General features: G+C 73.1%; 25 protein-coding genes. 8 read left to right on the forward strand and 17 right to left on the reverse strand.

Translation table 11 applies throughout. The features are described 5' to 3' along the window. Positions 1 to 116: 116 nt before the first annotated feature. The gene (locus ACFYX4_RS23210) at positions 117 to 611 is read right to left on the reverse strand and encodes an Lrp/AsnC family transcriptional regulator (RefSeq protein WP_389336385.1); all 495 of its coding nucleotides are present in this window, start codon (positions 609 to 611) and stop codon (positions 117 to 119) included. A gap of 60 nt (positions 612 to 671) precedes the next feature. Between ACFYX4_RS23210 and ACFYX4_RS23215 the strand changes: the two genes are divergently transcribed. Next, a complete protein-coding gene (locus tag ACFYX4_RS23215; RefSeq protein WP_389336389.1) occupies positions 672 to 1,937 on the forward strand; it encodes a trans-sulfuration enzyme family protein in 1,266 nt (421 codons plus the stop codon). A gap of 124 nt (positions 1,938 to 2,061) precedes the next feature. Here ACFYX4_RS23215 and ACFYX4_RS23220 read toward each other — a convergent pair whose 3' ends face one another. The 3 genes from ACFYX4_RS23220 to ACFYX4_RS23230 all read right to left on the reverse strand — a co-directional run bounded on the left by ACFYX4_RS23220 (position 2,062) and on the right by ACFYX4_RS23230 (position 6,409). Continuing rightward, the gene (locus ACFYX4_RS23220; RefSeq protein WP_389336392.1) at positions 2,062 to 3,378 is read right to left on the reverse strand and encodes a GNAT family N-acetyltransferase; all 1,317 of its coding nucleotides are present in this window, start codon (positions 3,376 to 3,378) and stop codon (positions 2,062 to 2,064) included. Positions 3,379 to 3,562: 184 nt separating this feature from the next. Beyond that, positions 3,563 to 5,137 (reverse strand): alkaline phosphatase D family protein, encoded by a 1,575-nt coding sequence (locus ACFYX4_RS23225; RefSeq protein WP_389336395.1) that lies wholly within the window; start codon positions 5,135 to 5,137, stop codon positions 3,563 to 3,565. A gap of 429 nt (positions 5,138 to 5,566) precedes the next feature. Further along, positions 5,567 to 6,409 (reverse strand): alpha/beta fold hydrolase, encoded by an 843-nt coding sequence (locus ACFYX4_RS23230; protein WP_389336398.1) that lies wholly within the window; start codon positions 6,407 to 6,409, stop codon positions 5,567 to 5,569. A 198-nt stretch (positions 6,410 to 6,607) separates the two neighbouring features. Here ACFYX4_RS23230 and ACFYX4_RS23235 point away from each other — a divergent pair, with 198 nt between their 5' ends. Together ACFYX4_RS23235 and ACFYX4_RS23240 are read left to right on the forward strand one after the other, a co-directional pair. Then, positions 6,608 to 7,489, forward strand: coding sequence for an RNA polymerase sigma-70 factor (locus tag ACFYX4_RS23235; protein ID WP_389336401.1), 882 nt, complete (start codon positions 6,608 to 6,610; stop codon positions 7,487 to 7,489). Between the two features lie 257 nt (positions 7,490 to 7,746). Next, entirely contained in the window at positions 7,747 to 8,508 is a 762-nt protein-coding gene (locus ACFYX4_RS23240; RefSeq protein ID WP_389336404.1) for a GntR family transcriptional regulator, read from the forward strand. Between the two features lie 177 nt (positions 8,509 to 8,685). On the opposite strand, the gene ACFYX4_RS23245 is transcribed toward ACFYX4_RS23240, so the two are convergent. The 3 genes from ACFYX4_RS23245 to ACFYX4_RS23255 all read right to left on the reverse strand — a co-directional run bounded on the left by ACFYX4_RS23245 (position 8,686) and on the right by ACFYX4_RS23255 (position 11,936). Beyond that, entirely contained in the window at positions 8,686 to 9,858 is a 1,173-nt protein-coding gene (locus ACFYX4_RS23245; protein WP_389336407.1) for an ROK family transcriptional regulator, read from the reverse strand. A 199-nt stretch (positions 9,859 to 10,057) separates the two neighbouring features. After that, positions 10,058 to 10,720 carry a response regulator gene (locus tag ACFYX4_RS23250; RefSeq protein ID WP_389336410.1) on the reverse strand — a complete coding sequence of 221 codons (663 nt, stop codon included), beginning with the start codon at positions 10,718 to 10,720 and terminating at the stop codon, positions 10,058 to 10,060. A 61-nt stretch (positions 10,721 to 10,781) separates the two neighbouring features. Continuing rightward, on the reverse strand, positions 10,782 to 11,936 hold the full coding sequence (locus ACFYX4_RS23255) for a sensor histidine kinase (protein ID WP_389336413.1): 1,155 nt from the start codon (positions 11,934 to 11,936) through the stop codon (positions 10,782 to 10,784). 109 nt (positions 11,937 to 12,045) lie between these two features. Between ACFYX4_RS23255 and ACFYX4_RS23260 the strand changes: the two genes are divergently transcribed. The 3 genes from ACFYX4_RS23260 to ACFYX4_RS23270 are packed head-to-tail and all read left to right on the forward strand — an operon-like array spanning position 12,046 to position 14,208. Next, positions 12,046 to 12,966, forward strand: a complete 921-nt coding sequence (locus ACFYX4_RS23260; protein WP_389336416.1) for an ATP-binding cassette domain-containing protein — start codon at positions 12,046 to 12,048, stop codon at positions 12,964 to 12,966. Between the two features lie 2 nt (positions 12,967 to 12,968). Next, complete coding sequence (locus tag ACFYX4_RS23265) at positions 12,969 to 13,703, forward strand: ABC transporter permease (RefSeq protein WP_389336419.1); 735 nt, start codon at positions 12,969 to 12,971, stop codon at positions 13,701 to 13,703. A gap of 58 nt (positions 13,704 to 13,761) precedes the next feature. Beyond that, positions 13,762 to 14,208, forward strand: a complete 447-nt coding sequence (locus tag ACFYX4_RS23270; protein WP_389336422.1) for a hypothetical protein — start codon at positions 13,762 to 13,764, stop codon at positions 14,206 to 14,208. Between the two features lie 4 nt (positions 14,209 to 14,212). Here the strand turns inward: ACFYX4_RS23270 and mug are convergent, their stop codons facing one another. The 8 genes from mug to ACFYX4_RS23310 form a co-directional block, all read right to left on the reverse strand. After that, positions 14,213 to 14,758, reverse strand: coding sequence for a G/U mismatch-specific DNA glycosylase (gene mug / locus ACFYX4_RS23275; protein WP_389336901.1), 546 nt, complete (start codon positions 14,756 to 14,758; stop codon positions 14,213 to 14,215). Next, positions 14,755 to 16,197 (reverse strand): adenylosuccinate lyase, encoded by a 1,443-nt coding sequence (purB, locus tag ACFYX4_RS23280; protein WP_389336425.1) that lies wholly within the window; start codon positions 16,195 to 16,197, stop codon positions 14,755 to 14,757. Before purB ends, mug begins: the two co-directional genes overlap by 4 nt. A 106-nt stretch (positions 16,198 to 16,303) precedes the next feature. After that, on the reverse strand, positions 16,304 to 17,092 hold the full coding sequence (locus ACFYX4_RS23285; protein ID WP_389336428.1) for an SGNH/GDSL hydrolase family protein: 789 nt from the start codon (positions 17,090 to 17,092) through the stop codon (positions 16,304 to 16,306). 165 nt (positions 17,093 to 17,257) lie between these two features. Then, positions 17,258 to 18,271, reverse strand: a complete 1,014-nt coding sequence (locus tag ACFYX4_RS23290) for a hemolysin family protein (RefSeq protein ID WP_389336431.1) — start codon at positions 18,269 to 18,271, stop codon at positions 17,258 to 17,260. Then, complete coding sequence (locus ACFYX4_RS23295) at positions 18,268 to 19,611, reverse strand: hemolysin family protein (RefSeq protein ID WP_389336434.1); 1,344 nt, start codon at positions 19,609 to 19,611, stop codon at positions 18,268 to 18,270. The genes ACFYX4_RS23290 and ACFYX4_RS23295 overlap by 4 nt, the downstream gene beginning before the upstream one ends. Positions 19,612 to 19,830: 219 nt before the next feature. Continuing rightward, complete coding sequence (locus tag ACFYX4_RS23300) at positions 19,831 to 20,256, reverse strand: GNAT family N-acetyltransferase (protein ID WP_389336437.1); 426 nt, start codon at positions 20,254 to 20,256, stop codon at positions 19,831 to 19,833. Positions 20,257 to 20,421: 165 nt separating this feature from the next. Beyond that, entirely contained in the window at positions 20,422 to 22,989 is a 2,568-nt protein-coding gene (locus ACFYX4_RS23305; protein WP_389336440.1) for an ABC transporter permease, read from the reverse strand. Between the two features lie 4 nt (positions 22,990 to 22,993). Then, complete coding sequence (locus tag ACFYX4_RS23310; protein WP_389336443.1) at positions 22,994 to 23,860, reverse strand: ABC transporter ATP-binding protein; 867 nt, start codon at positions 23,858 to 23,860, stop codon at positions 22,994 to 22,996. 136 nt (positions 23,861 to 23,996) lie between these two features. Here ACFYX4_RS23310 and ACFYX4_RS23315 point away from each other — a divergent pair, with 136 nt between their 5' ends. Then, on the forward strand, positions 23,997 to 24,251 hold the full coding sequence (locus tag ACFYX4_RS23315) for a toxin-antitoxin system HicB family antitoxin (RefSeq protein WP_389336446.1): 255 nt from the start codon (positions 23,997 to 23,999) through the stop codon (positions 24,249 to 24,251). 4 nt (positions 24,252 to 24,255) lie between these two features. Next, positions 24,256 to 24,630 carry a fic family toxin-antitoxin system, toxin component gene (locus ACFYX4_RS23320; protein WP_389336449.1) on the forward strand — a complete coding sequence of 125 codons (375 nt, stop codon included), beginning with the start codon at positions 24,256 to 24,258 and terminating at the stop codon, positions 24,628 to 24,630. Positions 24,631 to 24,658: 28 nt separating this feature from the next. Here the strand turns inward: ACFYX4_RS23320 and ACFYX4_RS23325 are convergent, their stop codons facing one another. Together ACFYX4_RS23325 and ACFYX4_RS23330 are read right to left on the reverse strand one after the other, a co-directional pair. Continuing rightward, the gene (locus tag ACFYX4_RS23325; RefSeq protein WP_389336452.1) at positions 24,659 to 25,354 is read right to left on the reverse strand and encodes a class I SAM-dependent methyltransferase; all 696 of its coding nucleotides are present in this window, start codon (positions 25,352 to 25,354) and stop codon (positions 24,659 to 24,661) included. A gap of 64 nt (positions 25,355 to 25,418) precedes the next feature. Then, positions 25,419 to 26,105, reverse strand: coding sequence for an esterase/lipase family protein (locus tag ACFYX4_RS23330; protein WP_389336455.1), 687 nt, complete (start codon positions 26,103 to 26,105; stop codon positions 25,419 to 25,421). Between the last annotated feature and the right edge of the window lie 52 nt (positions 26,106 to 26,157).

Below are 26,157 nucleotides of genomic sequence, written 5' to 3' on the forward strand. Positions count from 1 at the left end.
ACATCCTCGTACGCATACCGGTGCCGCGTCAGCCCGGTTCGCCGGGCGAAGCGCCGGTCAGCCTGATTTCGACGACGACGATCACTCCTGCTGACCAGTGCCACCAATACCATCCACTACGGCGGCGGCGCCGGTGACGGGCCGGGCGGCAGCAGCGGACCGCAGTCCCACCGCTGGAATATCAGCCGGGTCTCCACCCGGGCCACCTCCCGCCGGGCCGTGAACTCGTCGAGGACGAGCCGTTGCAGGTCCGCCATGTCCGCGACCGCGACATGCACGAGGTAGTCGTCGGGCCCGGTGAGATGGAAGACGGTGAGCGCCTCCGGCAGCGCCCGCACCCGCTCCACGAACGGCCCCACCAGCTCCCGTCGATGCGGCCGGACCTGCACCGACAGCAGAGCCTGGAGACCCCGGCCGAGTTTGGCCGGATCGAGCCGCAGCTGATGCCCGAGGATCACTCCGCTGCGGCGCAGCCGCGTCACCCGGTCCAGGCACGTCGACGGAGCGAGCCCGACCTGCGCCGCGAGGTCGCGGTACGTCGTCCGGGCGTCGTTCTGAAGCAGCCGCAGCAGCTGGAGATCCACCGGATCGAGTACGACTGATTCGGTCATCGGCCGAACGTAGCACGGCCCACGGCCCCATGATCCCGTCCGGTGTTCACTCTGCCGTCCATGGACTCAGCCTCAGCGAGCACGCACGCGTACGACGCCGTACGCACCGACGGTGTACGCACGTCGGGAACGCCCCGCGCACTGGCCACCGAGGCCGTGCACGCCGGCCGGGACGACCTGGCCCGGCAGGGACTGCACGCCCCGCCGATCGACCTGTCCACCACCTACCCCTCCTACGACAGCCGCGCCGAGGCCGCGCGCATCGACGCGTTCGCCGCCACCGGAGCCGAGCCGGACGGCCCGCCCGTATACGGCCGACTCGGCAATCCCACGGTCGCCCGCTTCGAGACCGCGCTCGCCCGGTTGGAGGGCACGCAGAGCGCCGTCGCGTTCGCCAGCGGCATGGCGGCGCTGAGCGCGGTGCTGCTCGCGCGCGGCTCGCTGGGCCTGCGGCACGTGGTGGCCGTCCGGCCGCTCTACGGGTGCAGCGACCATCTGCTGACCGCAGGTCTGCTCGGCTCGGAGGTCACCTGGACCGACCTGGCCGGTGTCGTGGACGCCCTGCGCCCCGACACCGGGCTGGTGATGGTCGAGTCGCCGGCCAACCCGACCCTCGCCGAGGTCGACCTGCGGGCGCTGGCCCACTCCTGCGGGTCCGTGCCGCTGCTCGCCGACAACACCTTCGCCACGCCGGTGTTGCAACGGCCCGTCGAGCAGGGCGCGCGTCTCGTCCTGCACAGCGCCACCAAGTACCTCGGCGGCCACGGGGACGTCCTCGGGGGAGTGGTGGCCTGCGACGAGGAGTTCGCCGGGCAGTTGCGGCAGATACGGTTCGCCACCGGCGGGGTGCTGCACCCGCTCGCCGGCTATCTGCTGCTGCGCGGGCTGTCGACGCTCCCGGTGCGGGTGCGGGCCGCCTCCGCGACCGCCGCCGAGCTGGCCCGCCGGCTGGCCGCCGACCCGCGCGTCGCCCGCGTCCACTATCCGCGGATCGGCGGCGCGATGATCGCCTTCGAGGTGCACGGCGACCCGCACGAGGTGATCGCCGGCGTCCGCCTGATCACCCCCGCGGTGAGCCTCGGCAGCGTCGACACCCTCATCCAGCACCCGGCGTCCATCAGCCACCGCATCGTGGACGCCCAGGACCGGCGCGGCGCGGGGGTCAGCGACCGGCTGCTGCGGATGTCGGTGGGGCTGGAGGACGTCGAGGACCTTTGGGGGGACCTGGACGGGGCGCTGGGGGAGTGCGGGGGCTCGGGAGCCGGGGAAACGGGAGCTGGAGAAACGGTTCGCCTCGCCGGGCGGCACGGAGGCGCGGTCGTGTGACGCCGCCCGCCTGAAGTACGGGAGTACGGGAGTACGCAAGCACGGGATTACGGGCGAGGAGCGGCCCGACGGCGTCGTACGCCACCGGACCGTTCGCCCGTCGCCCCGCGGCGGTCGCCCCGCGTCAGTCGTGCGCCGCGTGCCGCTCGTACCGGTCGGCGGTCGCCCCCGCCCCGGTCTTCTCCAGGCGGGCGGTGATCACGAGGGTGCCCTCCTCGATCTGGTAGTCGAGGGGGAGGCCGAGGCCGCGCATGGCGGCGACCATGCCGGTGTTGGAGGCCTGCGTCACCGCGTACACGTTCTCGCAGCCCGCCTCGCGGGCCATCGCGACCAGCCGGTCGAGCAGTTCGCCGCCGATGCCGCGCCGCTGCCACTCGTCCTCGACGAGCAGCGCGACCTCGGTCTCGTCCCCGTCCCACAGCAGGTGGCCGAGGGCGACGATGCGCCCCGACGGCGTCTGCACGGCGAGGGTGCGGCCGTAGCGCGGGCTGAGCAGGTGGTTGAGGTAGCGGTCGGCGTCGCCGACGGGCCCGTGGTAGCGCAGGCCGAGCGTGCGCGTCGAGCACCGGGTGTGCATCGCCTTCGCCGCCTCCACGTCACCGGTGTCGGCCCGGCGCACGGTGATGTCGTCGCCCTCGGGCAGCGTCAGCACGTCGTGCCCGCGCGGGACGCGCGGACCCAGCCGGGCGTCCAGCTCCACCAGCGCCCGCGCCCGCGCGAACTCGGTCGGGGTGAACGGCAGATACGGCCGCTCCACGGTGATCACTCCGCCTTCCGGCGCCCGCAGGCGCATCACGGTGTCCTCCAGCACGCCCTCCACGGGGACGTGGCCGGCCGCCCGGCCGCCCGGCCCGTTCGTGGCGGGCAGCGAGCGGATGGTGCACCGGCCCAGCAACTGCCGTAGAGCCAGCGGCAGTTCGGCTGCGTCGAGCGCGGTGCGGGTGGCCAGGCCCAGGATCCGGGTCGGGGCGTCCACCAGATCGTGGGCGTCGGCCCGTTCGATCCAGGTGGCCGTGCCGCCCGCCGTCGCCACTGCCCGGGTGACGTCCGCCGCCGCGAGCGATCCGGGGGCCCGCAGCAGGAACTCGTCCACGGTGTCCTCGCCCAGCGGATGCGTCTGGAGGCTCAGGATGTCGACGCGCCGGTCGGCCAGCGCCGCGCACAGCACGGCGAGCGATCCGGGCGCGTCCTTCACCGTCGTCCGCATCCGCCACAGCGCGCCGGCCTCGACTGCCTCGGTGCCGGTGTCGGCGGGTAGTTCCGTCGGCTGCCCGGCCTGCCGCTCCGCTGAGGGCGGCCGGGCGTCGGTATCACTCGTGGGCGGTGCGTGACCGTGGCGGCGTGACCGCCAAGCGGCGGCGCATTCCATCGCGTTGCGCAGCCGGCCGAGCACAGGGCGCGAGTTTCCGCGGCGCGTCGCATCAGACATGTCTCGAGTCATGCAGTCACTGTGAAGGAACGGTGTTGCGTGATCACGAACGCTTTGTGACTGATGAGTAAAGGAATCATTTGTCCTTTTTGTTAATTCTTGTATGTATTGGACGGCATGCATGGGACGGCATGTCATGGACGATATGCCGGGGGCGCGGCGTCGATACGCCAAGCGCCCCTACAGACTACGGGAGTTACTGCCCCACCTTGCCGGGTTCCAGCACCTTGGTGAACAGCACCGTGCCGTCCTGCTCGCGCAGCCGCACCGTCAACTCCCCGCTGCCGCCGTCGATGTCGACCTCGCCGAAGAACTGGTAACCGCCGGCCGGGGAGACGTTCGCCGTGGCCGGCGCCTTCACGAAGACGCGGTCGGGGCCGAACGTGCCGTCGAGCGCGTTCGCCGGGAACGCGCCCGCGTTCAGCGGACCGGAGACGAACTCCCAGAACGGCGCGAAGTCCTTGAACGCGGCCCGGGACGGGTCGTAGTGCTGGGCCGAGGTGTAGTGGACGTCCGCCGTCAGCCACACCGTGCCGGTGATCCGCCGGTGCTTGACGAACCGCAGCAGCTCGGCGATCTGGAGCTCACGGCCGAGCGGTGCGCCCGGGTCGCCCTGCGCGACCGCCTCGATGTTGGGCTTGCCGTCCCCGGTGTCCGGCACGACCAGGCCGAGCGGCATGTCGGAGGCGATCACCTTCCACACCGCCCGGGAGCGGGCCAACTCGCGCTTGAGCCACTCCAGTTGCTCGCGGCCGAGGATGCCCTGCGCGTCGGCGCCCTGGTCGTCGGGCGAGTTGGCGTTGCGGTAGGTGCGCATGTCCAGCACGAAGACGTCCAGCAGCGGGCCGTGGCGCTGCACCCGGTACACGCGGCCCTCGGGGCGGCGCAGCGTGGAGATCGGGAAGTACTCCGAGAACGCCCGGCGGGCCCGCGCGGCCAGCACGTCGACGTTCTTCTCGGTGTAGCGGGCGTCCCCGAGGATCTCGCCCGGGTACCAGTTGTTGGTGACCTCGTGGTCGTCCCACTGGATGATGGAGGGGACCTGGGCGTTGAAGCGCTTGAGGTTCTCGTCGAGCAGGTTGTAGCGGAAGTTGCCGCGGAACTCGGCGAGGGTCTCGGCGACCTTCGCCTTCTCCTCGGTGGTGATGTTCCGCCAGGTCCGCCCGTCGGGCAGCTGCACGGTCTCGGTGAGCGGGCCGTCGGCGTACACGTTGTCGCCGCTGCACAGGAAGAAGTCGGGGTCGAGCGCGGCCATCGCCTCGTAGATGCGGTAGCCGCCGAGCTCCGGGTTGATGCCCCAGCCCTGTCCGGCCAGGTCGCCGGACCACACGAACCGGACGCCGTCGCGCCGTCCGGCGGACGCCGTGCGGAACGTGCCGGCCACCGGCTCGCCCGTACGACGCGGGTCGTCCGGGTCGGCGAGCAGCACGCGGTAGTGGATCTGCTCGCCGGCGGGCAGCCCGTGCAGCCGGGTCGTGCCCGTGAAGTCGCTGTCCGCACCGAGCAGGGGGCCGCGCCAGCGGTGCGCGTGGCGGAACGACGGCGTCGCCGAGGTCTCGACGATCATCCGCGCCGGGCGGTCCGAACGCACCCACACCAGACCGGAGTTCGTGGTCACGTCCCCGGTCTGCACGCCCCAGCCCGCGCGGGGCCGCCCCGACAGGGCGAGGGCCGGTGCCGCGCCGGCGGCGACGGGCAGGGTCAGGGCGGCGGACGCGGCCAGCGAGCCGCGCAGGACGCTGCGACGCCCGGGGAGCGGACTGAGTGACATGAAAGGGCCTCCTGGGACGGGAACCGACCTGTGTGCACAGCCACACCTACTGGTGGGCCACGGCGAGCACGGAAACCGGAGGTGAACAACGGGGCGTGGGGGTGTGCGGGAGGGGCGGGAGAGCGGGCGGGGCGGCCTGGGCGGTCGGTGAAGTCGGGGCGGTCGGTGAGGTCGGGGGGCGTCCGGCCGCTCGTGCCAACGGCGGCGCGGCGTGTCGGCGGCCTCCCACAGCCTGCGCCATCAGCCGTACGCCGTCCCGGATCCGCGCCGGCGACACGCGCGCGCCACGCTGTACTCCGGCTTCATCCCCGTCGTTGCCGCCTGCACCGCGCCGCCGGCCGGCACGGGCTCCTGCGGCCCCGCTCAGGCCGCCGGACCGCGCCCTCATGGGACTCGAAGTCGCCCTGGGTAATGGCGTTGGCCGACGGGTCAGCCCGTTCGGCGGCTGCCGTCGAGGAGCACGCGTGCGACGAGCGCCGGGTCGTCGTTCATCGGGCAGTGACCGCAGCCGGGCAGCCGCACCAGACGGGCCTGCGGGATGATCTGCTTGGCCCGGACGCCCTGGCGTCGCACCAGCAGCCAGTCCCGGGTGCCCCAGGCGACGGTGACGGGGATGCCGGGGACGTCGTCGGTGAACTTGACGCTCCCGCCCGCGCGCAGGGTCTCGTCGAACCCGGTGGCCCCGGCCAGCGCCAGCGTCTCGGCGACCACGGCCTCGGGTGAACGGCGGCCGGGGCGGGCGTAGATGGTGCTGGTGAGGGCCGTACGGCCGGCCGCCGACCGCGACAGCCGCTGGACCAGGGGCAGCGGCATCCGCTGGGAGAGGTGCCGCATCGTCAGCAGTATCCCGAAGGCGTACCTGCGCTCGGCCTCCGACCAGAACCCGGCCGGCGACAGCGCGGTGACGGACCTGACGCGCTTCTCGCGGCCGAGTTCCAGCGCCAGCAGACCGCCCAGCGAGTTGCCCGCGACGTGGGGGCGTTCCAGCTCCAGCGCCTCGCAGAAGGCGCCGAACACCGAGGTGGTCGTGGCGAGGTCGTAGGCGAGTCCCTCGGGCAGGCCCGGGGACGCGCCGAAGCCGGGCAGGTCCACGCTGATCACGTCCCGCTCGGTGGCCAGGATGTCCAGCACCGGGTCCCAGGCCTGCCGGTGGTGCCCGATGCCGTGCAGCAGGAGCAACGGCTCGCCGCGCCCCGCGCGCGCGTAGGACACGGTGACGGGCTGCGGGCCGCTGGGGGAGGGGACCGTGAAGGAGACGGTGGCGGCGGACATGGCGGTGCTCCTCGTCTGAACGGGCTGAACGGCTGAACGGCGAAACGACTGAACGGCGGTGCAGGCTGGGGGAGTCGACAGGCGCGGCCGGTGCTCGCCCGGCGTCGCGTAGACAGCTTGTCAGCAATTGCTACCGACGGGTAGCCCCCGGCGGCGCTCCGTCTGGACACCGGCTGTCGCGTCGGATCGGATGGCACCGTGACCGCAGACACCGCGACCGACGTCTTCGAAGAGCACCGCCCGCTGCTGCTGGGCGTCGCCTACCGCATGCTCGGCCGCGTCGCCGACGCGGAGGACGTCGTGCAGGACGCCTGGCTGCGCTGGTCGTCCGCGGACCGCGCCGAGGTGCGCCGGCCGCGCGCCTATCTGGTCCGGGTCGCCACCCACCTCGCCCTGGACCGCCTGAACCGCGTCAAGGCCCGCGACGAGGCCTACGTCGGCCCCTGGCTGCCCGAGCCGTACGTCACCGACTTCGGCGACACCGTCCAGGACGCCGCCGAGCGGGCCGTGCTCGCCGACTCGGTCTCGCTCGCCGTCCTCGTCGTCCTTGAGTCGCTGTCCCCACTGGAGCGCGCGGTGTTCGTGCTGCGGGAGGCCTTCGGCTATCCCCACGCCGAGATCGCCGCCGTCCTCGACCGCTCCGAGTCCGCGGTGCGCCAGCTCGCCGGCCGGGCGCGCCGGCACGTCGACGAGCGGCGGCCCCGCTACGAGGTCGATCCCGCCCAGCGGCGCGAACTCACCGAACGGTTCCTCGCCGCGGCGGCGGAGGGAGACCTGGAGGGTCTGATGGCGCTCCTCGCGCCCGACGCCCGGCTCGTCGGCGACAGCGGCGGCAAGGCGCAGTCGCCGCGGCGGATCCTGGAGAACGCCGACCACGTCGCCCGTTTCGTCCTCGGCGTCGCCCGCAAGGGCCTCCCCGACTTCTCCTTCCGCTTCCTGGAGCTCAACGGCGGAACCGCGGTGCTGGCCCTGTCCGGGGACAAGCCGGACGCCGTCATCCAGATCGACGCGGCCGGCGGACTCGTCCGGCGCGTGTACGTCATCCGCAACCCGGACAAGCTGCGCGCACTTCAGGCGTGACCGCGGATTACCCGACGTCAATTCCGGTAGCACACGCTCCGTTTCATTGCGGGGGCATTGCTGACGTGACGACAAAAAGAACGCACGCGAACGCTCCGTAAACGCTTACCCGCAGTGGGCCCTTGGGCTTCGAAAGGGTTCGAGGATTGGTCTTGACCAAGGATGGGGGCCGCCTTATGGTCGCAGACAACTGCAACAACCTTTAATAAACAAGGGCGCGAAATACGCCGCCGACCACGGCGATTGCGGAGGACAGGGTGGGGACCACGCAACTGGAATCGGTGCCGGAACCGAAGTACTGGCATCTCAAGACCGTGCTCAGCGAGGCACTGGACTCGGAGTTCACCGTGGGCGAAATCCTGCCCAACGAACGTGAACTGGCCGCCCGGTTCGGCGTCGCCCGCGCCACGCTCCGCCAGGCACTGGAACAACTCGAACTGGAGGGCCGCCTCCACCGCCGCCGGGGGGTCGGCACGACGGTCGCGCCGCCGCGCGTGGGCGTGGACGTGGGCACGGAGCGGCAGGGCTGGCCCACGACGTCAGGTGACACGTGGAACCTCGTCGACTGCACGCTCGCGGCCCCGCCGGCGGCCGTCGCCGACGCCCTGGGCTCCGAGCGCGACGAGCCCGTGCACATCGTGCGCCGCTCGCGGGTGTCCCACGGCCAGCCCGTCGCCGCCGAACTGCTCTACGTCCCGCAGGCGTCGGCGCCCGAACCGGCCGCGATCGACGCCCCCTCCGGCCCGGCACGCGCGCGTGCGGTGCTGCGCGAGTTGCAGCGCCTGGAGCTGGAGAGCCAGGACCGCGCGGTGGAGCTGGGCTCGGCCCGCGCGGACGACGCGAAGGAACTCGACCGGCTGCCCGGCGCTCCCGTCCTCGTCGTCACCACCCGCTTCTTCGCCGAGGGCCGCACCGCGGCGCTCTCCGCGGCCACGTACCGGGCGGACACCTGCCGGCTGACGTTCGGCGCGTCGGGCGGCGTGGAGATCCACCACGGCCCGGACCGCCAGGCCTCGTGACCGACCGCCGTACATCGTGACGGCCCGTCCGGCCTAGTGACGGCCCGTCAGACCTCATGAACGGCCGCCACGCCCCCGCGCCCCGGAACTCCACCGGGGCGCGGCGCGTTCTCCCCACGACCCCTGTTGCACACGCACCTCGGACCACCCCCACACGCCCCCTGCTCCGACCGCCACTCACCCCCGCCCCACCGGCGAGCGCCCCGTCACCGTCCCCTCCACCGCGAAGAGTTGTTCCTCGACGTGGTCGAGAGCCAGCCGCAGCGCCCCCGTCGCCACGGCCGCCTCGCCGAGCAGCGACAGGGCCACCTTCGGCGGGCGCAGACAGTAACGCGCCAACTCCCGCCGCAGCGGCTCCAGTACGCCGTCCAGTCCGGCCGCCCAGCCGCCGACCACGACCAGCTCCGGATCCACGGCGAGGACGAGCGCGGCCACGTCGTGCACCAGCCGCTGGAGGAAGCGGTCCACGGCCGCCCGCGCCCGCTGGTCGCCCCCGCGCGCCTGCGCGAACACCTGAGCGACCGCCTGCTCGTCCAGCGGGTGCAGCGGCTCGTCCGTGGTGGACAGCAGCGTCTCCGGGGTCGCCTCCCGCCCCAGCAGATGCAGCGCGCCGATCTCACCGGCCGCCCCGCCGTACCCCCGGTGCAGCCGCCCCCCGATCAGCGAGCCGGCCCCGGGACTCAGTCCCGCCAACACGAACACGACGTCGTCGGAGTCGGTGGCCGCGCCCTTCCAGTGCTCGGCCACGGCCGCCGCGTTGGCGTCGTTCTCCACCAGCACCGGGCACTTGAAGGAGCGGCTCAGCCGCTCGCCCAGCTTGAGCCCCGTCCACTCGGGCAGCGCCGTGCCCAGCCGCACCGTCCCGTCCGCCTCCACGATGCCGGGCGTGCCGACGCCCACGGCCCGCAGCGAGCTGCGCGGCACGCCGGCCCGGCGCAGCAGCTCGGCCACCGCCGTCCGCAGCCGCTCCAGCCGCTCGTCGGCGGGGGCCGTCTCGTCGACGTCCTTGGCCTGCGCGCCCAGCACCCGCCCGTCCAGATCGGCCAGCAGCGCGGCCACCCGGTGCGCGCCTATCTCCAGGCCCAGCAGATGGCCGGCCTCCGCCCGGAACCGGAACCGCCGCGCAGGCCGCCCCTGGCGTCTCGCCGTGCCCTCCTCGGCCGCCTTCTCGACGACGAGCCCGGCCCCGATGAGATCCTCCACGACCCCCTCGACGGTGGGCCGGGACAGCCCCGTCACCCGGGTGATCTCCGTGAGCGTCGCGCAGTCGGCGGCACGCAACGCGTGCAGCACCACCGCGGAATTGATCCTTCGCAACAGCGAGGGATCCCCGCCGGTCAGCCGCCCCAACGTCCGTCCTCCCAGCTCGTGCGCGTATGGGCCGGATCGTACTCGGCGCCGCGAACCCCGACGAGCACGGAAGCGACACGAACCCGCCGCCCGCGGCGAAGGCCGCACCGCGGCTCCCCGCCCGCCCGCGACACCCGAGCCCTCAGCCCTCAGCTTTGGCCCCAGCCCCAGCCCGAGCCCGAGCCCTCAACCCCCAGCCTCAGCCCGCCCCCACGAACCCCGACTCGTACGCCGTGATCACCGCCTGTGTGCGGTCCCGCGCCCCGAGCTTCGCCAGGACGGCGCTCACATGCGACTTGACCGTCTCCGCCCCGACGACCAGCCGCGCGGCGATCTCCGCGTTGGACAGCCCCCGCGCCATCAGCCGCAGCACCTCCGCCTCCCGCTCGGTCAGCCGGGCCCGCTCCAGCGCGTCACGGGCCGCGCGGTCGCCGCCGCCGTCGCCGTACTCGGCGGCGAGCCGCCGCACCGAGGCCGGGAACAGCAGCGACTCGCCCTCGGCGACGAGCCGCACCGCGTGCACGATCTCGGCCGGCCGGGCCCGCTTCAGCAGGAAGCCGTCCGCCCCCGCGCGCAGCGCCTCGTAGACGTACTCGTCGTTCTCGAAGGTCGTCACCACGAGGATCTTCGGCGGATCGGCCACCGTCCGCAGCACCGCGCGCGTGGCCTCGATCCCGTCCATCAACGGCATCCGTACGTCCATGGCGACCACGTCGGGCCGCAGCCGCCGCACCAGCGGGATCACCGCCGCCCCGTCCGCCGCCTCCCCGATCACCTCGATGTCGGGCTGGGCCTCCAGCACGGCCCGCAACCCCGCGCGGACCAGCGGTTCGTCATCCACGAGCAGTACGGTCACCGGCATCCGGCCAGCCTAGGGCCTCCGCGACCTGATCCGAACGACAGGCCCTGGAGGCAAACCCCGATCAACTCAGCGGCAGCTCCGCGCGCACCTGCCAGTCGCCGGCGTCCGGACCCGTCGACGCGTGGCCGCCGAGCAGCGCGGCACGCTCGCGTATGCCGCGCAGCCCGCTGCCCCGGCCGGGGCCCGGTATCGCGGCCGGCAGCGGATTGCGGACCTCCAGCCGCAGGACGTCCGCCGCGACGGCGACGCTGACGCGCACCGGCACCGCGCCCGCGTGCCGCAGCACGTTCGTCAGCGCCTCCTGGAGGATGCGGTAGCCCTCGCGGGACACGGGCCCCGGCACCGCCTCCAGAGCGCCCGTCACCTCGGCGTCCACCTTCGCGCCGGAGGCCCGCGCCGACTCCAGCAGACGGTCCGCCTCGGTCAGCGCCGGCCGGCTGCTCAGCGGCCGCTCGGCCTCGCGCAGCACCCCGAGCACCCGCTCCAGGTCCTCCAGCGCGGCCCGGCCGGTCTCCTCGATCGCGCCGAGCGCCCGGTCGGTGAACTCCGGGTCGCCCGCGGCCCGCGCCGCGCCCGCCTGCACCACCGCCACCGTCAGCGCGTGGCCGATCGAGTCGTGCAGCTCCCGCGCGATGCGGTTGCGCTCCAGGAGTTGTTCCGTGCGCTCCTCCAGGGCGGCGAGCCGCTCGGCGGCCGACGGGCCGAGGAGCCGCCGCGCGACGGCCGTGACCGCCTCGCCCAGGCCGACGATCAGTCCGTACAGCGCGAACAGGGGCAGCGGCGCGAGCAGGGCGTACCACCAGTGCGGGGTCGCCGTCGCGAGGACCGGGACGTCGTCGTGGGCCCGCCCGAGCGCCGTCGCCCCCAGCTCCAGCGCGAGGATCGGCAGCCAGACGCAGCCGAGCACGGTCAACGCGCCCAGCACCATGCGCACTTCGAGCCACAGCACCGTCCGCAGCCGGTCCCGCCAGGCCGCCGCCGGAGCCACGGAGAACCCCGGATCCCGCTCGCCCGGCGTCAGCAGCAGCTCCGCCTGCACCCCCTCGCCCCGGCGCACCGCCGGGATCAACCCGACCGGGACCAGCAACAGCGCCGGCACCCACGGCTGCGACGAGTCGATGAACATCCAGATGCTCTGCACGAGCATCGGCACCCACAGGTGCACCAGTCGTGTGTACGTCGTCCCCCGCAGCAGCGGGCGCAGCAAGCGGCCCATGCGCACATCGTGACACCCGCCACCGACAACGGACCTCCCCCGAGCGGGGGAGACGGACTCCACCGCCGGGGGAGGACCGGACACCGGGCGGACGGCCAGGGTGGTGCCCATGACCAGCATCGACGTCCACGACCTCACCAAGGAGTACGGCACCCGCCGGGCCGTGGAAGGGCTCACCTTCCGCGTCCTGCCCGGCCGCGTCACCGGCTTCCTCGGCCCCAACGGCGCGGGCAAGTCCACCACCTTGCGCCTCGTCCTCGGCCTCGACCGGCCGACCTCCGGCGCCGCCACGCTCGACGGCCGTCCCTACGCCGCCCTCGACGAGCCCCTGCGCCATGTCGGCGCGCTGCTCGACGCGCAGGCCCCGCACGGCTCCCGCACCGGCCGCGACCATCTGCGCGTCCTCGCGGCGAGCAACCGCGTCCCCGTCCGCCGGGTCGACGAGGTGCTGGAGGAGACCGGGCTCGCCCCCGCCGCACGCCGCCGGGTCAAGACGTACTCCCTGGGCATGCGCCAGCGCCTCGGCATCGCGGCGGCCCTGCTCGGCGACCCTCAAGTGGTGCTCCTCGACGAGCCGTCCAACGGACTGGACCCCGAAGGCATCGTGTGGATCCGCGCGTTGCTGCGCCGGCTCGCGGGCGAGGGCCGCACCGTGCTGGTCTCCAGCCATCTGATGAACGAGACCGCGTCGTTCGCCGACCACCTCGTCGTCCTCGGCCGGGGCCGCCTCCTCGCCGACACCCCGACACGGGACTTCATCGACGCGCGCGTACGGCCCCGGGTGCGGATCCGCACCACCGACCCCGCCGCCCTCGGCGCGGCCCTCGCCCGGCACGGCCACGAAGCCGTCGCCCACGACGACGGGCACTGGACCGTGCACCACGCGCGCGTGGACGACATCGGCCGCCTGGCCTCCGACGCCGGCGTCCCCCTGCTCGAATTGACCGCGGAGGAAGGCACGCTGGAGCAGGCCTACTTCGATCTGACCGCCGCCGACACCGAGTTCGCGGCCCAGCCGCAGGAGGCCTGACCATGTCGTTCGCCCCCGCCCTCCACGCCGAGCTGCTCAAGGTCCGTACACTGCGCTCGCAGCTCGGCGGTCTGGGCGCGATCCTGCTCGCCACCGTCGCCTTCTCCGTGCTCGCCGCCGCCGACGGCTCCGGGGACACCGCCGAGGACGGCTTCGACCCGCTGTTCGCCGTCTACTTCGGCGTCAGCTTCGGCCAGGTCGCGGCGGTCGCCTTCGCCACGAGTGCGGTGGCCGCCGAGTTCCGGGGCGGTGCGCTGCGCGTCTCCCTGGCCGCGGTGCCGCGGCGGGGCCGCTGGTTCGCCGCCAAGCTGACGGCGATCGCCCTGCCCGTCCTGGCGGTCGGCCTCGCCACCGGCTTCGTCACCCTGGCCGCGGGCAGCGCCGCCCTGGGCGACGGGGCCGACGCGATCGGCACCATCGAGGGCCTGCGCGCCGCCGTCGGCTGCGGTCTCTACCTCACGCTGATGGCCCTGTTCGCCGCCGGTCTGACCGCCGTCCTGCGCAGCGGCGTCGCCACGTTGAGCATTCTCGTCCCGTTCCTGCTGATCGTGTCCTTCGTGGTCGGCGACCTGTCCGGCAACGCGGCCGACTTCCTGCCCGACCGGGCCGGCCAGGCGGTGCTGCACAGCGCGCCGCAGGGCGCCCTGGGCCCGTGGACCGGCCTCGCGGTGAACGCCCTGTGGACGGCGGCGGCGGTCGGGGCGGGGGCGTGGCGGACACGGCGCCGGGACGCCTGAGCGGCACGGCGGCCTGACGCCCCGCCACTTGTCAGTGGTGAGCTGTTTACTGGGTTCCATGAACCTCGCACGGTGCCTCACCATGATCGACCTGCTGTGCACGCGGGACTTCCCCGCGCAGCACGGCAGGACGGACGTGGGCACGGGAGGCCCCGGCTATCTCATGGCCGCTTTACGGACCAGCGACGGCTTCTGGGAGGACGACGGCACGCGCCGGGAGGAGACGGAGGAGCAGTTCGAGGCCGACCGGGACGGCCTCACGGAGCGGCTGGCCGACCGCTGGGGCCCGCCGCACCGCGTCAGCCTGGCGAGCACGCTGGAACGCTCCATGAGCGACGACGAGGACATACCCGAGCCGTGGGCCTCGCTCAGCGGGCATGTGCCGGACGTCCACCTGTGGCAGTCGCCGGACACCGCGCGCTGGATAGCGCTCGGGGTGTCCCAGTGGGACCGGGAGCTGCCGTTCCAACTCCTGGTCCTCGTCACGGTCATAGACCCGCCCTGAGGCGTCAGGCCTCCGCCGCCGCCCGCAGCCGCCCGAACTCCTCCGCCATCGTCGCCGCCGTCCAGTGCGCGTTCAGACCGCTCGGGTTCGGCAGCACCCACACGCGCGTGTCCCCGATGACCCGCTCCTGCGGACCCACCTGAGCCTTCCGGTCGTCGAACGCGGCCCGGTACGCGGTGACCCCGACCACCGCCAGCCAGCGCGGTTCCAGCCGGACCACCTTCTCCGCCAGCAGCCGCCCGCCCTCGCGGTACTCCTCGGCGGTCAGCTCGTCGGCCCGCGCGCTCGCCCGGGCCACCACGTTGGTGATGCCCAGCCCGTACGACAGCAGCTCCTCCTGCTCCGCGGGCTTCAGCAGCCTCGGCGTGAAGCCGGACAGGTGCAGCACGGGCCAGAACCGGTTGCCGGGGCGGGCGAAGTGATGGCCGGTCGCCGCCGTCATCAGCCCCGGGTTGATGCCGCAGAACAACACGCGCAGGCCGCGCGCGACCACGTCCGGGACGATACGGTCGCGCGCGGCCTCCAGCTCCGCCTGGGTGAAGCGCGTCAGAGGATCGCCCCGGGCGTGTAACCGGCCGCCTCCGGCCGCTGCTTGACGATCTCCTCGATCCGGGCGACGACGGCGGCGACCTGGTCGGCGGCGGCGCCCGTGAAGGACAGCTTGTCCGCCATCAGCGCGTCCAACTGCGCGCGGTCCAGCGGGATGCGCTCGTCGGCGGCGAGCTTGTCGAGCAGCTCGTTGCGCTCGGCGCCCTGCTCGCGCATGGCCAGCGCGGAGGCGACGGCGTTCTCCTTGATCGCCTCGTGCGCGAGCTCGCGGCCCACACCGGCGCGCACCGCGCCCATCAGCACCTTGGTGGTGGCGAGGAACGGCAGGTAGCGGTCCAGCTCACGGGCGACGACGGCGGGGAAGGCGCCGAACTCGTCGAGCACCGTCAGGAACGTCTCCAGCAGCCCGTCCAGCGCGAAGAACGCGTCCGGCAGCGCGACCCGGCGCACCACCGAGCACGACACGTCGCCCTCGTTCCACTGGTCGCCCGCCAGCTCGCCCGTCATCGAGGCGTAGCCGCGCAGGATCACCATCAGCCCGTTGACGCGCTCGCAGGAGCGGGTGTTCATCTTGTGCGGCATCGCGGACGAGCCGACCTGGCCCGGCTTGAAGCCCTCGGTCACCAGCTCGTGCCCGGCCATCAGCCGGACCGTCTTCGCCAGCGACGACGGCCCCGCCGCCAGCTGCACCAGCGCGGTCACGACCTCGTAGTCCAGCGAACGCGGGTACACCTGGCCGACCGAGGTGAACGCCTGCCCGAAGCCCAGGTGATCGGCGATCCGCTGCTCCAGCTCGGCCAGCTTCGCGGCGTCCCCGCCGAGCAGGTCCAGCATGTCCTGCGCCGTGCCGACCGGGCCCTTGATGCCGCGCAGCGGGTAGCGGCCGAGCAGCTCCTCGACCCGCCCGTACGCCACGAGCAGCTCGTCGGCGGCGGTCGCGAACCGCTTGCCGAGGGTGGTGGCCTGCGCGGCCACGTTGTGCGAACGGCCGGCCATGACCAGCTCGCCGTACTCCGCCGAGAGCTTGCCCAGCCGGGCCAGGACGGCCACCGTGCGGTCGCGGATCAGCTCCAGCGACAGCCGGATCTGGAGCTGCTCGACGTTCTCCGTCAGATCGCGCGAGGTCATGCCCTTGTGGACGTGCTCGTGCCCGGCGAGGTCGTTGAACTCCTCGATCCGCGCCTTCACGTCGTGCCGCGTGACCTTCTCACGCTCGGCGACGGAGGCCAGGTCGACGGTGTCGAGGACACGCTCGTAGTCGGCGATCGCCGCGTCCGGCACCTCGATCCCGAGGTCCTTCTGCGCCCGCAGCACGGCGAGCCAGAGCTGACGCTCCAGCCTCACCTTCTGCTCGGGCGACCAGAGCGTGGCGAGCTCGGCGGAGGCGTAGCGTCCGGCGAGGACGTTCGGGATGCGGGGCTTGGCGGGAGCGGAAGTCACGTGCACGGAGTCTACTGGCGATTCGTGCAGGCCAGCGCGCGGGGCGGTTCGGCGGAACCTACGAGAGCCACGTCACCGCCCGCGCGACCGCGAGGGTCGTACTCGCCTAGGCCGACGGTCCCTCGTACGGCAGCAGTTCCGGGCGTTTCGGGGGCAGGCCGTCTCCCGAGGAGCGGCCGGTGAGGCGGCGGGATATCCAGGGCAACAGGTGCTGCCGGGCGAACCGGGCGTCCGCCGCCCGGCGCAGCAGCCAGCCCGGCGGCAGCGTCGCCGGCATCGGCGTGCGCCACTCGGTGTCCTCGGGGTCGTGGCCGAGGCCCTGCCAGACCGCCTCGGCGACCCGGCGGTGGCCCTCGGCGGACAGGTGGAGCCGGTCCACGTCCCACAGCCGGGGGTCGCCCAGGGAAGGGGCGCCGTACAGGTCGACGACGAGCGCGCCGTGCCGGGCGGCCAGGTCGTCGACGCACACGAACAGCTCCTCCATGCGCGGCCGGAACCGTTGCATCACCGGGCCCTGCCGGCCGGGGCTGCGCATGAGCACCAGCTGCTTGCAGGCCGGGGCCAGCGTCTCCACGGCCTCCGTCAGCAGGGCGCGCACCCGGCCCATGTCGCACTTGGGGCGCAGGGTGTCGTTGAGGCCGCCGACCAGCGTGATCACATCGGCGCCCATCGCTGCGGCCACGGGCACCTGCTCCTCGACGATCTGCCCGATCAGCTTCCCGCGCACCGCGAGGTTGGCGTACCGGAAGCCGGGCGTGCGGGCGGCCATCCGCCCCGCGAGGAGGTCGGCCCAGCCCCGGTAGGTGCCGTCGGGCAGCAGATCCGACATGCCCTCGGTGAAGGAGTCGCCCACGGCGACGAGACTGGAGTACGGAGGTGTGGTGTTCGTCTGCATGGCGTCAGCGATGGTAACCCGCCCGCATACCCGGCGGTCGGTCGGGTTGGACGAACGGCGAACGGCGAACGGCGACGGGCAACGGGCGAAGGGTGAAGAGCGAAGGGCGGAAGGCCATGGCCTCCCGCCCTTCGCACGCTGGGCCGCCTGTCCGGCGGCCCGCGCTCACACCCGCTGCCCGAACAGCTCCCGCAGCACGTCCTCCATCGTCACCAGGCCCGCCAGACGCCCGTCGGCGCCGAGGACGGCCGCCAGGTGCGTGCGGCTGCCGCGCATCGCGGTGAGGACGTCGTCCATGGGCGTCGTCTCCCGCACGCGCGCGATGGGCCGCAGGTCGCGCACCCGGAACGGCACGTCCCGGGGTGAGGCGTCCAGCGCGTCCTTCACGTGCAGGTAGCCCACGATGCGGCGCTGCTCGTCGACGACCGGGAAGCGGGAGAACCCGGACTCGGCCGCCAGCCCCTCCAGTTCCGCCGCCGTGACGCCCACGCGCGCGTAGACGACGCGTTCCAGCGGCATGACGACGTCCCGCACCGGGCGCCGGCCCAGCTCCAGGGCGTCGTGCAGCCGCTCCTGGGCGCGGTCGTCCAGCAGTCCCGCCTCGCCCGCGTCCTTGACGATCTGCGCCAGTTCCGCGTCCGAGAACGTGGCCGTGACCTCGTCCTTGGTCTCGATCCGCAGCAGCTTGAGCAGCGCGTTGGCGAAGGCGTTGATCGCGAAGATCACCGGACGCAGCGCCCGGGAGAGCGTGACCAGCGGCGGGCCCAGCAGCAGCGCGCTGCGCACCGGCTCGGCGAGCGCGATGTTCTTCGGCACCATCTCGCCGAGCAGCATGTGCAGATACGTCGCCAGGGACAGCGCGATGACGAAGGACACCGCGTGGCCCGCGCCCTCGGGGACGCCCATCGCGTGGAACGCCGGCTCCAGCAGATGCGCGATCGCCGGTTCCGCGACCACGCCGAGGACCAGCGTGCACAGCGTGATGCCGAGCTGCGCGGCGGCCATCAGCGCGGACACGTGCTCCAGGCCCCACAGCACGCTCTTGGCGCGCCGGTCGCCCTGCTCGGCGTACGGCTCGATCTGGGAGCGGCGCACGGAGATCAGCGCGAACTCGGCGCCCACGAAGAAGGCGTTGACGACGAGGGTCGCCAGGCCGATCAGCAACTGGACGGCGGTCACTTGCCGACCTCCTGTTCCGACTGTTCCGAGGAATCGTCCAGCGGCGCGTGCAGCAGCACCCGCGCGGCCCTGCGCCCGGAGGCGTCGACCACGTCCATGCGCCAGCCGCCGACCTCGATGCTGTCGCCGACGGCCGGGATCCGGCCCAGCTCGGTGGCGACGAGTCCGGCGAGCGTCTCGTAGGGCCCCTCGGGGGCGTTGAGGCCCACGCGCGTGAGCTGGTCGGTGCGCGCGGCGCCGTCGGCCGAGTACAGCACGCGGCCGTCGTCGTCCTTGCCCGCCGGGGCCAGGTCGGGCGTCTCGTGCGGGTCGTGCTCGTCGCGGACCTCGCCGACGACCTCCTCGACGATGTCCTCCAGCGTCGCCACGCCCGCGGTGCCGCCGTACTCGTCTATGACGACGGCCATCGTCCGCTTGCCGGACAGCCGGTCCAGCAGCCGGTCCACGGTCAGCGACTCGGGCACCAGCAGCGGTTCGCGCATGATCTCGGCGACCGGCACGCGCGTGCGGCGCTCCGCGGGCACCGCCAGGACGTCCTTGACGTGGGCGGTGCCGACGACCGTGTCCAGGTTGCCCCGGTAGACCGGGAACCGGGACAGACCGGTGGCGCGGGTCGCGTTCGCGACGTCCTCGCAGGTCGCCTGCGCCTCCAGGGCGATGACCTGGACGCGCGGGGTCATCACGTTCTCCGCGGTCAGGTCGGCCAGGTTCAGGGTGCGCACGAACAGCTCGGCGGTGTCGGCCTCCAGGGCGCCCTGCTTGGCGGAGTGCCGGGCCAGCGCCGCCAGTTCCTGCGGGCTGCGCGCGGAGGCCAGCTCCTCGGCGGGCTCCAGGCCGAAGCGGCGTACGACCCGGTTGGCCGTGTTGTTGAGGTGGGTGATGAAGGGGCGGAACGCGGCGCTGAACCAGCGCTGGGCGTTGCCCACGCCCTTGGCCACGGTCAGCGGCGAGGAGATCGCCCAGTTCTTCGGCACGAGTTCGCCGACGACCATCAGGAACACGGTCGACAGCGCCGTGCCCAGCACCAGCGCGACCGAACTGGACGCGGTGCTCGACAGGCCGAGCGACTCCAGCGGGCCGGAGATCAGCTTGGCGATCGACGGCTCGGCAAGCATGCCGACGACCAGGTTGGTGACGGTGATGCCGAGTTGGGCGCCGGAGAGCTGGAAGGTGAGGTTGCGGACGGCCTTCAGGGCGCCGGCCGCGCCGCGCTCGCCGCGCTCGACGGCCCGCTCCAGTTCGCTGCGTTCGACCGTGGTGAGCGAGAACTCCGCGGCGACGAAGGCGCCGCACGCGAGCGACAGCAGGATCGCCACCAGCAGCAGGAGCACTTCCATCATCGGGTCACCTCCGTCCCATGGTCGGACAGGGCAGGGAGGAACGCGCGATGTCGGGGACTGGGAGGCTCGCCCATGGGCGGACGCTCACACCTTTCGGGAGTCGGAGAGGGACCGCGAAGGTTCACACGGCCCCCCAATGGTAAAGGATCGGCAAAGCAAGGTCGGTGGCGGCCGGGATTCGCCGGCGAACGGCCTCACCGGGCCGCACGGCGGCCGGGTTCAGTCGGCGAGCGGCTTCACCCAGCGCCGCCACCTCTCCTCCGGCGCGTACCCCGCCGCGCGCCAGGCATGATGCGCCGTCTCGTTGCGCGTCAGCACCATCGCGTCCGCGCGCCGTCCGCCCAGCCGGACGAACCGTTCCTCCGCGGCGGCGAGCAGCGCCGAGCCGATGCCCCGGCGACGCCGCTCCGGGTGCACGGCCAGCCGGTACAGATGGCAGCGCCACCCGTCGAACCCGGCGATCACCGTGCCGACCAGCTCGCCGTCCAGCTCGGCCAGGATCAGCGCCTCGGGGTCGCGGTCCACCAGCCGCTCCACGCCGCCCCGGTCGTCGCTGATGCTCGTCCCCTCGGCGGCCGACTTCCAGAAGGCCAGCACGATGTCGAGGTCGTCGGGCGTCGCGGCCCGTATCCGCAGATCAGACATGGGCCGATCCCACCACGGGCGGCGCGCCCGGACACCGGATTCCGGCATCCGGACAGCTACGGCCCATCCCCGTCCCGACAGTCGCCGCCCGTCCGGACAGTCGCCGCCCGTCCCGACAGTCGCCGCCCGTCCGGACAGCCGCCGCCCCCGCCGCCCATCCCGGCCTCACTCGTGCGCGATCGCCGCCAGCACGTTCATCCGGGACGCCCGCAGGGCCGGCAACAGGGCCGCCACCACGCCCACGGCCGCCGAGCCGACGACGACCGCGACGATCGTCCCCCACGGGACCGCCAGCGCCCGCATGCCCTGCAACTCCAGCACCTGCTGGGTGCACACGCCCCACACCAGCCCCAGCCCGAGGCCCAGGACCGCGCCGAACACGGCGATCACCACCGACTCCAGCCGGATCATCCGGCGCAGCTGCCGCCGGGACAGCCCGATGGCCCGCAGCAGCCCGATCTCCCGGGTCCGCTCCACCACCGACAGCGCCAGCGTGTTGACCACCCCGAGCACCGCGATGACGATCGCCAGCCCGAGCAGCGCGTACACGAGGTACAGCAGCACGGCGATCTGGTCGTGCACCAGGTCCTTGTAGTCGGCCTGGTCGCGCACCTGAACCTGCGGATACGGGTCGAGCGTCCGCTCCAGCCGGGGCCGCAGCTCGTCGGGGTCCGTGCCGTCGGCCGCGTTGAGGTACAGCGCGGAGTCCTGCCCGCGGGGCACGTACTTCTCCACGGTCGCGATCCCGACGAACAGCCCGCCCTGCATGCCGAAGCCCTCGGCGGCGTCCTGGTCGGTGAGCGCGCCGACCCGCAGCGAGGTCGTCCGGCCGCCGGGGAAGTCCACCGGGAGCACGCTGCCGACGCGCACCCCGTGGTCCTCGGCGAAGTCCACGTCCATGCCCATCGCCCCGTCGGTCAGCGCCCCCGCCGCGCTCCCCCCGGCGTACGTGACATGGGCGACGTCGTCGACCTGGTCGTCGTACCCGGCGGCCGTCGTCTCCACCCGCTTGCCGTCGGGCAGCAGCACGGCGAGCGGCGCGAACCGCTGCCGTACGACGAGGCCGACGCCGTCCGTGGCGCGGACCCGGTCGGTGATCTCCTGGGAGAACGGCGTGAAGTTGGCGTTCTGGACGACGAAGTCGGCGCCCAGCGTCTGGTCGATCTGCTGGTCGAACGACTTCGACATCGAGGCGCTCGCCACCGACATGCCGCCCACCAGGGCGAGCCCCACCATGAGCGCCGCCGCGGTCGCGCCCGTGCGGCGCGGATTGCGCAGGGCGTTGCGCTGGCTCATCCGCCCGACGGAGCCGAACAGCGCCGGGAAGGCCGCGCCGAGCACCCGGATCACCGGGCGCACCAGCAGCGGCCCGGCGATGACCGTCGCGATCAGCGTGAGGAGGACGCCGAGGCCCAGCAGGGAGGCCGAGGTCGCCGTCCGGGAGGCGGCCGCGCAGCCCGCGAGCGCGGCCACGCCGACCGCGCCGACGACCGCCCCGACCACCGCGCGCGTCTTCAGCGGGCGGCCCACGCCGGCGACGTCCGCGTCCGACAGCGCCGCCATCGGCGACACGCCCGCCGCGCGGCGGGCCGGCAGATAGGCCGCCACGAAGGTGACGCCGACGCCGACGACGTACGCGGAGACCGGGGTGCCCCAGCCGATGACCATCTCCGTGGTCTTCAGGTTCATGCCGAGCGTGCTCATCAGCCGGATCAGGCCGACCGCCAGCCCGATGCCCGCCGCGAGGCCCAGCGTCGAGCCGACCACGCCGAGCAGCACCGCCTCGGTCAGCACCGAGCGCCGCACCTGACGCCGGTCGGCGCCCAGGGCGCGCAGCAGGCCCAGCTCACGGGTGCGCTGCGCGATCAGCATCGAGAACGTGTTGACGATGAGGAACACGCCCACGAGGACGGCGATCCCGGCGAATCCCAGCATCACGTACTTGATGATGTCGAGGAAGCCGCCGAGGCTCTCCGCCGCCGACTTGGCCTGCTCGCCGGCGGTCTTCACGTCGTAGGGGCCCGAGCCGATCGCCGTGGCGACGCGGGCCTTGAGCTCGTCGTTGGTGACCCCGTCCGCCGCGTCCACGGAGACGGCGGTGGCCCGGTCGGGGGAGCCCAGCAGCTCGGTCGCGGCGATCGCGGGGTCGAGGAAGACCAGCGCCGCGCCGGGATTGGTGGTGGTGAACGTGGCGATGCCGACGACCTCGACCCTGAACGAGCCCGGTTGGGCCATCACGGTGAGGGTGTCGCCGATCCGCACGCCCTTCTTGTCGGCGGTGTCGGCGTCGAGCAGGGCCTCGCCGGCGCCCTTCGGGGCGCGGCCGGAGGTCAGCTCCACAGGGCTGCGGTCGGTGACGTTCCAGTCGGCGGCGATCGTCGGGGCGCCGGTGGTGGGCCCCACGGACTGGTTACGGCTGTTCACGACGGTGATGTTCTCCACGCCCACGTCGGTGTGGGCCGACGCGACGCCGGGGACCCGCGCCACCGCCTCGGCGAGCGAGGCGGGCATGGTCCGTACCGCGCCGGTCGGCACGGCGGAGTCGAGGTCCTTCTTCGGCTCGACGGTCACGTCGGCCGCCGTGGAGGCGAACAGGCGGTCGAAGGTGCGGGTCACCGTGTCCGAGAAGATCAGGCTGCCCGCGACGAACGCCACCGACAGGACGACCGCCAGCGCGGACAGCAGCAGTCTGCCCTTGTGGGCGAGGAAGCTCCGCAGAGTCGCCCTGATCACGGTGTCAGTCCTCCCCGGCGGGTTCCATGGCGGACCGGGCGGCGAGACCGTCGGGTCCGGCGAGGCCGTCGGGACCGGGCCCGGCGACGCGTGCGGTGTTCCCGCCGGCGAACAGGCGCATGCGTTCGAGCACGGCCTCCGCGCTGGGGTGCTCCATCTCGTCCACGATCCGCCCGTCCGCGAGGAAGAGCACCAGGTCGGAGTGGGCGGCGGCGCCCGGGTCGTGGGTGACCATGACGACCGTCTGGCCCAGGTTGTCGACGGCCTCGCGCAGGAACGCGAGGACCTCCAGGCCCGCCCGCGAGTCCAGGTTGCCGGTCGGCTCGTCCGCGAAGATCAGCTCGGGGCGGGAGGCGAGCGCCCGCGCGCAGGCCACGCGCTGCTGCTGGCCGCCGGACAGCTGGGACGGCCGGTGCTTGAGGCGGTCCCGCAGACCGAGTGTGTCGATCACCTGGTCCAGCCACTTCTGGTCGGGTTTCTGCCCGGCGATGTCCATCGGCAGGGTGATGTTCTCGGCCGCGTTCAGCGTCGGGATCAGATTGAACGACTGGAACATGAACCCGATCCGGTCCCGCCGCAGCCGGGTCAGCTCGCGGTCCTTCAAGCCCGTGATCTCGGTGTCGCCGAGCCACACCTGACCGGCCGAAACGGTGTCGAGTCCGGCCAGGCAGTGCATCAGCGTGGACTTCCCGGAGCCCGACGGTCCCATCACCGCGGTGAAGCGGCCGCGCACGACGTCCACGTCCACCGCGTCCAGGGCGAGCACGGTCGTCTCGCCGGAGCCGTAGGCCTTGGTCAGCCCGCGGGCGCGGGCCGCCACGTCGTCGGCCGAGGCCCGGCCGGGGGCGTGCTCCGCGGCAGGTGTGGACAAGGTGCCTCCTCGGTCGCGTGGACGTGCCGACTTCCCTGTCCGGTCGAGCCTAATGTGACGCGGCCCACACGAGGAATCTTTTTCGGGTTCCGGACGCGCCTTGCCGGTGCTAGCGTTCCGGCGCTAGCTTCGAGGTATGGCGAAGACCCAGTTGAACGTCCGTGTCGACGAGGGCACGGCCCGCGCCGCCCGCGAGCGCGCCACGGCCCGCGGCATCAGCGTCAACCGCTACATCGAGGAACTCGTCCGCCAGGACGCGGGCGAGACCGGCCACACGTTCGTCGAGGCCGCCGCCGACTTCATGAAGCGGTACGAGTCCGTGTTCGCCGAGGAGTTCGGCGCCGAACGCGAGGGCGCGCGCCCCGGTCCGTCGAGCGAAGGTCGCCGCTGAGACCTTGAGCCACCTCAGCATCGATCTCGCCTGGCTGCTGATGCTCGCCGAACGGCAGACCCCGGGCGACCCCCAGGTCACCGACTGGGGCGCCCTGGTCGCCGCCGTGGCCCGCCACCAGGCCGAGATCTTCGACGTCCCCGTCTACGACGACCCGTACACCCGCGCCGCCTCCCTGCTCCAACTCCTCATCCACGTACCGGCGTTGGAGCGCTCCAACGCGCTGTTCGCGTCCGCGGTGGCGTACGCCTACCTCGTCGCCGGCGGCGCGAAGGTCGAGACCACGCCCGAGCAGGTCCGCGACCTGGCCCGGCTCGTCAAGAGCGGCGAGGCGGGCGTGTACGACATCGCACGGGAGCTGCGGAGCTGGAGCGAGTGAGGTCCGCGGCCGGCTGATCCGCGGTCGGCTATGGGGGACCGTCCGGGGCGCCCGGCCGCCACGCCGTGCCCAGCACGCAGTAGGACACCGGCAGCCGCGGCCCCTTCTCCGGCAGGAACAGCCTGCGGTACGGGCCCAGTGCGAAGCCGGCGTCCCGCAGGGCGGCCACCGGATCGCGGGACAGATGGCAGCCGCCCGCCAGGGGCGGCCATACCGTCCGGTCCAGCGCGCGCTGCGTGAACGTCATCGCCCGGCCGCCGCCCAGGCCGTGCTCCAGGAACCGCACCTCGCCGCCCGGCCGCAGCACCCGCCGCAGCTCGCCGAGCGCCCGCGGCACGTCCCGCACACTGCACAGCACCAGCGAGACCACCGCCGCGTCGAACGCCTCGCTCTTGACCGGCAGCGCCTCCGCCGCGCCCGGCACCACGTCCACGGGCACCTCGGCGCGCAGTGCCGCCTCCCGCGCGAGCCCGCGCAGCGTCCGCTCCGGCTCGATCGCGACGACCTCCGAGACGGCGCCCGGATAGTGATCGAAGTTCAGGCCGTTCCCCGCGCCGATCTCGATGACCCGGCCGGAGAGCCCGGCCAGCAGCCGGTCGCGGAGCCCGCCGAGACCGGCGCGGTGCTCCGCGGCGACGCTGAGCCGGGCGTAGCACCGGGCGAACAGCGGATGGCGGACGGGATCACCGGGCAGTCTCGTCGAACCGGTGGACCGTGGCGGCATGGCGACCTCCCGGGCAGGACGGGCCTACCGGGATTCTCCCCCGCGCGGGCCCGTCGCACCCTCGCTACTGCACGAAGGCGTACACCTGGTCGTAGATGCCCTCGTCGTTGTTCATGTCCGTGTGCGAGACGCAGCCGACGCCGACGTTGGTCGCCCCGCTCAGCAGCGCCGAGGAGTCCGGGTCGATCGCCGAGTCGCAGTTCGACCAGTAGGCCGCGTAGGCGACGCTTCCCGGCGTCTCGTCACCGGAGTTGAGCGCGGTGAGGAAGGAACTGCCGGTTCGCATCTCGTTGCACGAGGTGTACAGCCACCCGCACAGCGCGGCGACCGACGTGCCGTGGTTGGTGCCGGCGACGGAGACGAAGTCGTCGACGTACGCGGTCCCGCCGAGGTTCTTGAGGTAGTAGCGGGAGCTGAGCGCGCCCATGGAGTGCACCACGAGATCGACCTTGCTCGCGCCGGTCCGCGCCAGCACGTTCTGGATCTCGGTGGCCAACTGCCGTGCCGTGGTGACGTTCGACTGGGACCAGCTGTAAGTCCAGGCGTCGAGCTCGGCGGCGGTGTAGCCGTCCGCCTTGAAGAAGCCCACCCATTCGTTCCAGCTGCTCGAGGAGCTGCTGATGCCGTGCACGAAGACGACGGGGTTGCGGGCGGCGGCCTGGGCGGGGGGAGCGGTGAGGGAGAGTGACAGAAGGAGCGATGCGGCCAGGGCCGAAAGGGCCGTGGCGATGCGACGCTTGTGGCGCTGCATGATGCCTCCTGAAACGTGTGGGGTCGTCAGGAGTGTCCGGTGGGGTCTACGC

The organism is Streptomyces sp. NPDC002328, assembly GCF_042890065.1.
GTDB lineage: Bacteria > Actinomycetota > Actinomycetes > Streptomycetales > Streptomycetaceae > Streptomyces.

What these genes read in the sequence shown, in the direction of transcription:
- ACFYX4_RS23250 (WP_389336410.1), bottom strand. Translation starts at nt 10,720, where the DNA reads ATGCCGGTGACCGTACTGCTCGTGGATGACGAACCGCTGGTCCGCGCG.
- ACFYX4_RS23300 (WP_389336437.1), bottom strand. Translation starts at nt 20,256, where the DNA reads ATGTCTGATCTGCGGATACGGGCCGCGACGCCCGACGACCTCGACATC.
- ACFYX4_RS23220 (WP_389336392.1), bottom strand. Translation starts at nt 3,378, where the DNA reads ATGACTCGAGACATGTCTGATGCGACGCGCCGCGGAAACTCGCGCCCT.
- ACFYX4_RS23330 (WP_389336455.1), bottom strand. Translation starts at nt 26,105, where the DNA reads ATGCAGCGCCACAAGCGTCGCATCGCCACGGCCCTTTCGGCCCTGGCC.
- ACFYX4_RS23295 (WP_389336434.1), bottom strand. Translation starts at nt 19,611, where the DNA reads ATGATGGAAGTGCTCCTGCTGCTGGTGGCGATCCTGCTGTCGCTCGCG.
- ACFYX4_RS23215 (WP_389336389.1), top strand. Translation starts at nt 672, where the DNA reads ATGGACTCAGCCTCAGCGAGCACGCACGCGTACGACGCCGTACGCACC.
- ACFYX4_RS23285 (WP_389336428.1), bottom strand. Translation starts at nt 17,092, where the DNA reads ATGCAGACGAACACCACACCTCCGTACTCCAGTCTCGTCGCCGTGGGC.
- ACFYX4_RS23265 (WP_389336419.1), top strand. Translation starts at nt 12,969, where the DNA reads ATGTCGTTCGCCCCCGCCCTCCACGCCGAGCTGCTCAAGGTCCGTACA.
- ACFYX4_RS23270 (WP_389336422.1), top strand. Translation starts at nt 13,762, where the DNA reads ATGAACCTCGCACGGTGCCTCACCATGATCGACCTGCTGTGCACGCGG.
- ACFYX4_RS23260 (WP_389336416.1), top strand. Translation starts at nt 12,046, where the DNA reads ATGACCAGCATCGACGTCCACGACCTCACCAAGGAGTACGGCACCCGC.
- ACFYX4_RS23325 (WP_389336452.1), bottom strand. Translation starts at nt 25,354, where the DNA reads ATGCCGCCACGGTCCACCGGTTCGACGAGACTGCCCGGTGATCCCGTC.
- ACFYX4_RS23230 (WP_389336398.1), bottom strand. Translation starts at nt 6,409, where the DNA reads ATGTCCGCCGCCACCGTCTCCTTCACGGTCCCCTCCCCCAGCGGCCCG.
- ACFYX4_RS23315 (WP_389336446.1), top strand. Translation starts at nt 23,997, where the DNA reads ATGGCGAAGACCCAGTTGAACGTCCGTGTCGACGAGGGCACGGCCCGC.
- ACFYX4_RS23210 (WP_389336385.1), bottom strand. Translation starts at nt 611, where the DNA reads ATGACCGAATCAGTCGTACTCGATCCGGTGGATCTCCAGCTGCTGCGG.
- ACFYX4_RS23225 (WP_389336395.1), bottom strand. Translation starts at nt 5,137, where the DNA reads ATGTCACTCAGTCCGCTCCCCGGGCGTCGCAGCGTCCTGCGCGGCTCG.
- ACFYX4_RS23255 (WP_389336413.1), bottom strand. Translation starts at nt 11,936, where the DNA reads ATGGGCCGCTTGCTGCGCCCGCTGCTGCGGGGGACGACGTACACACGA.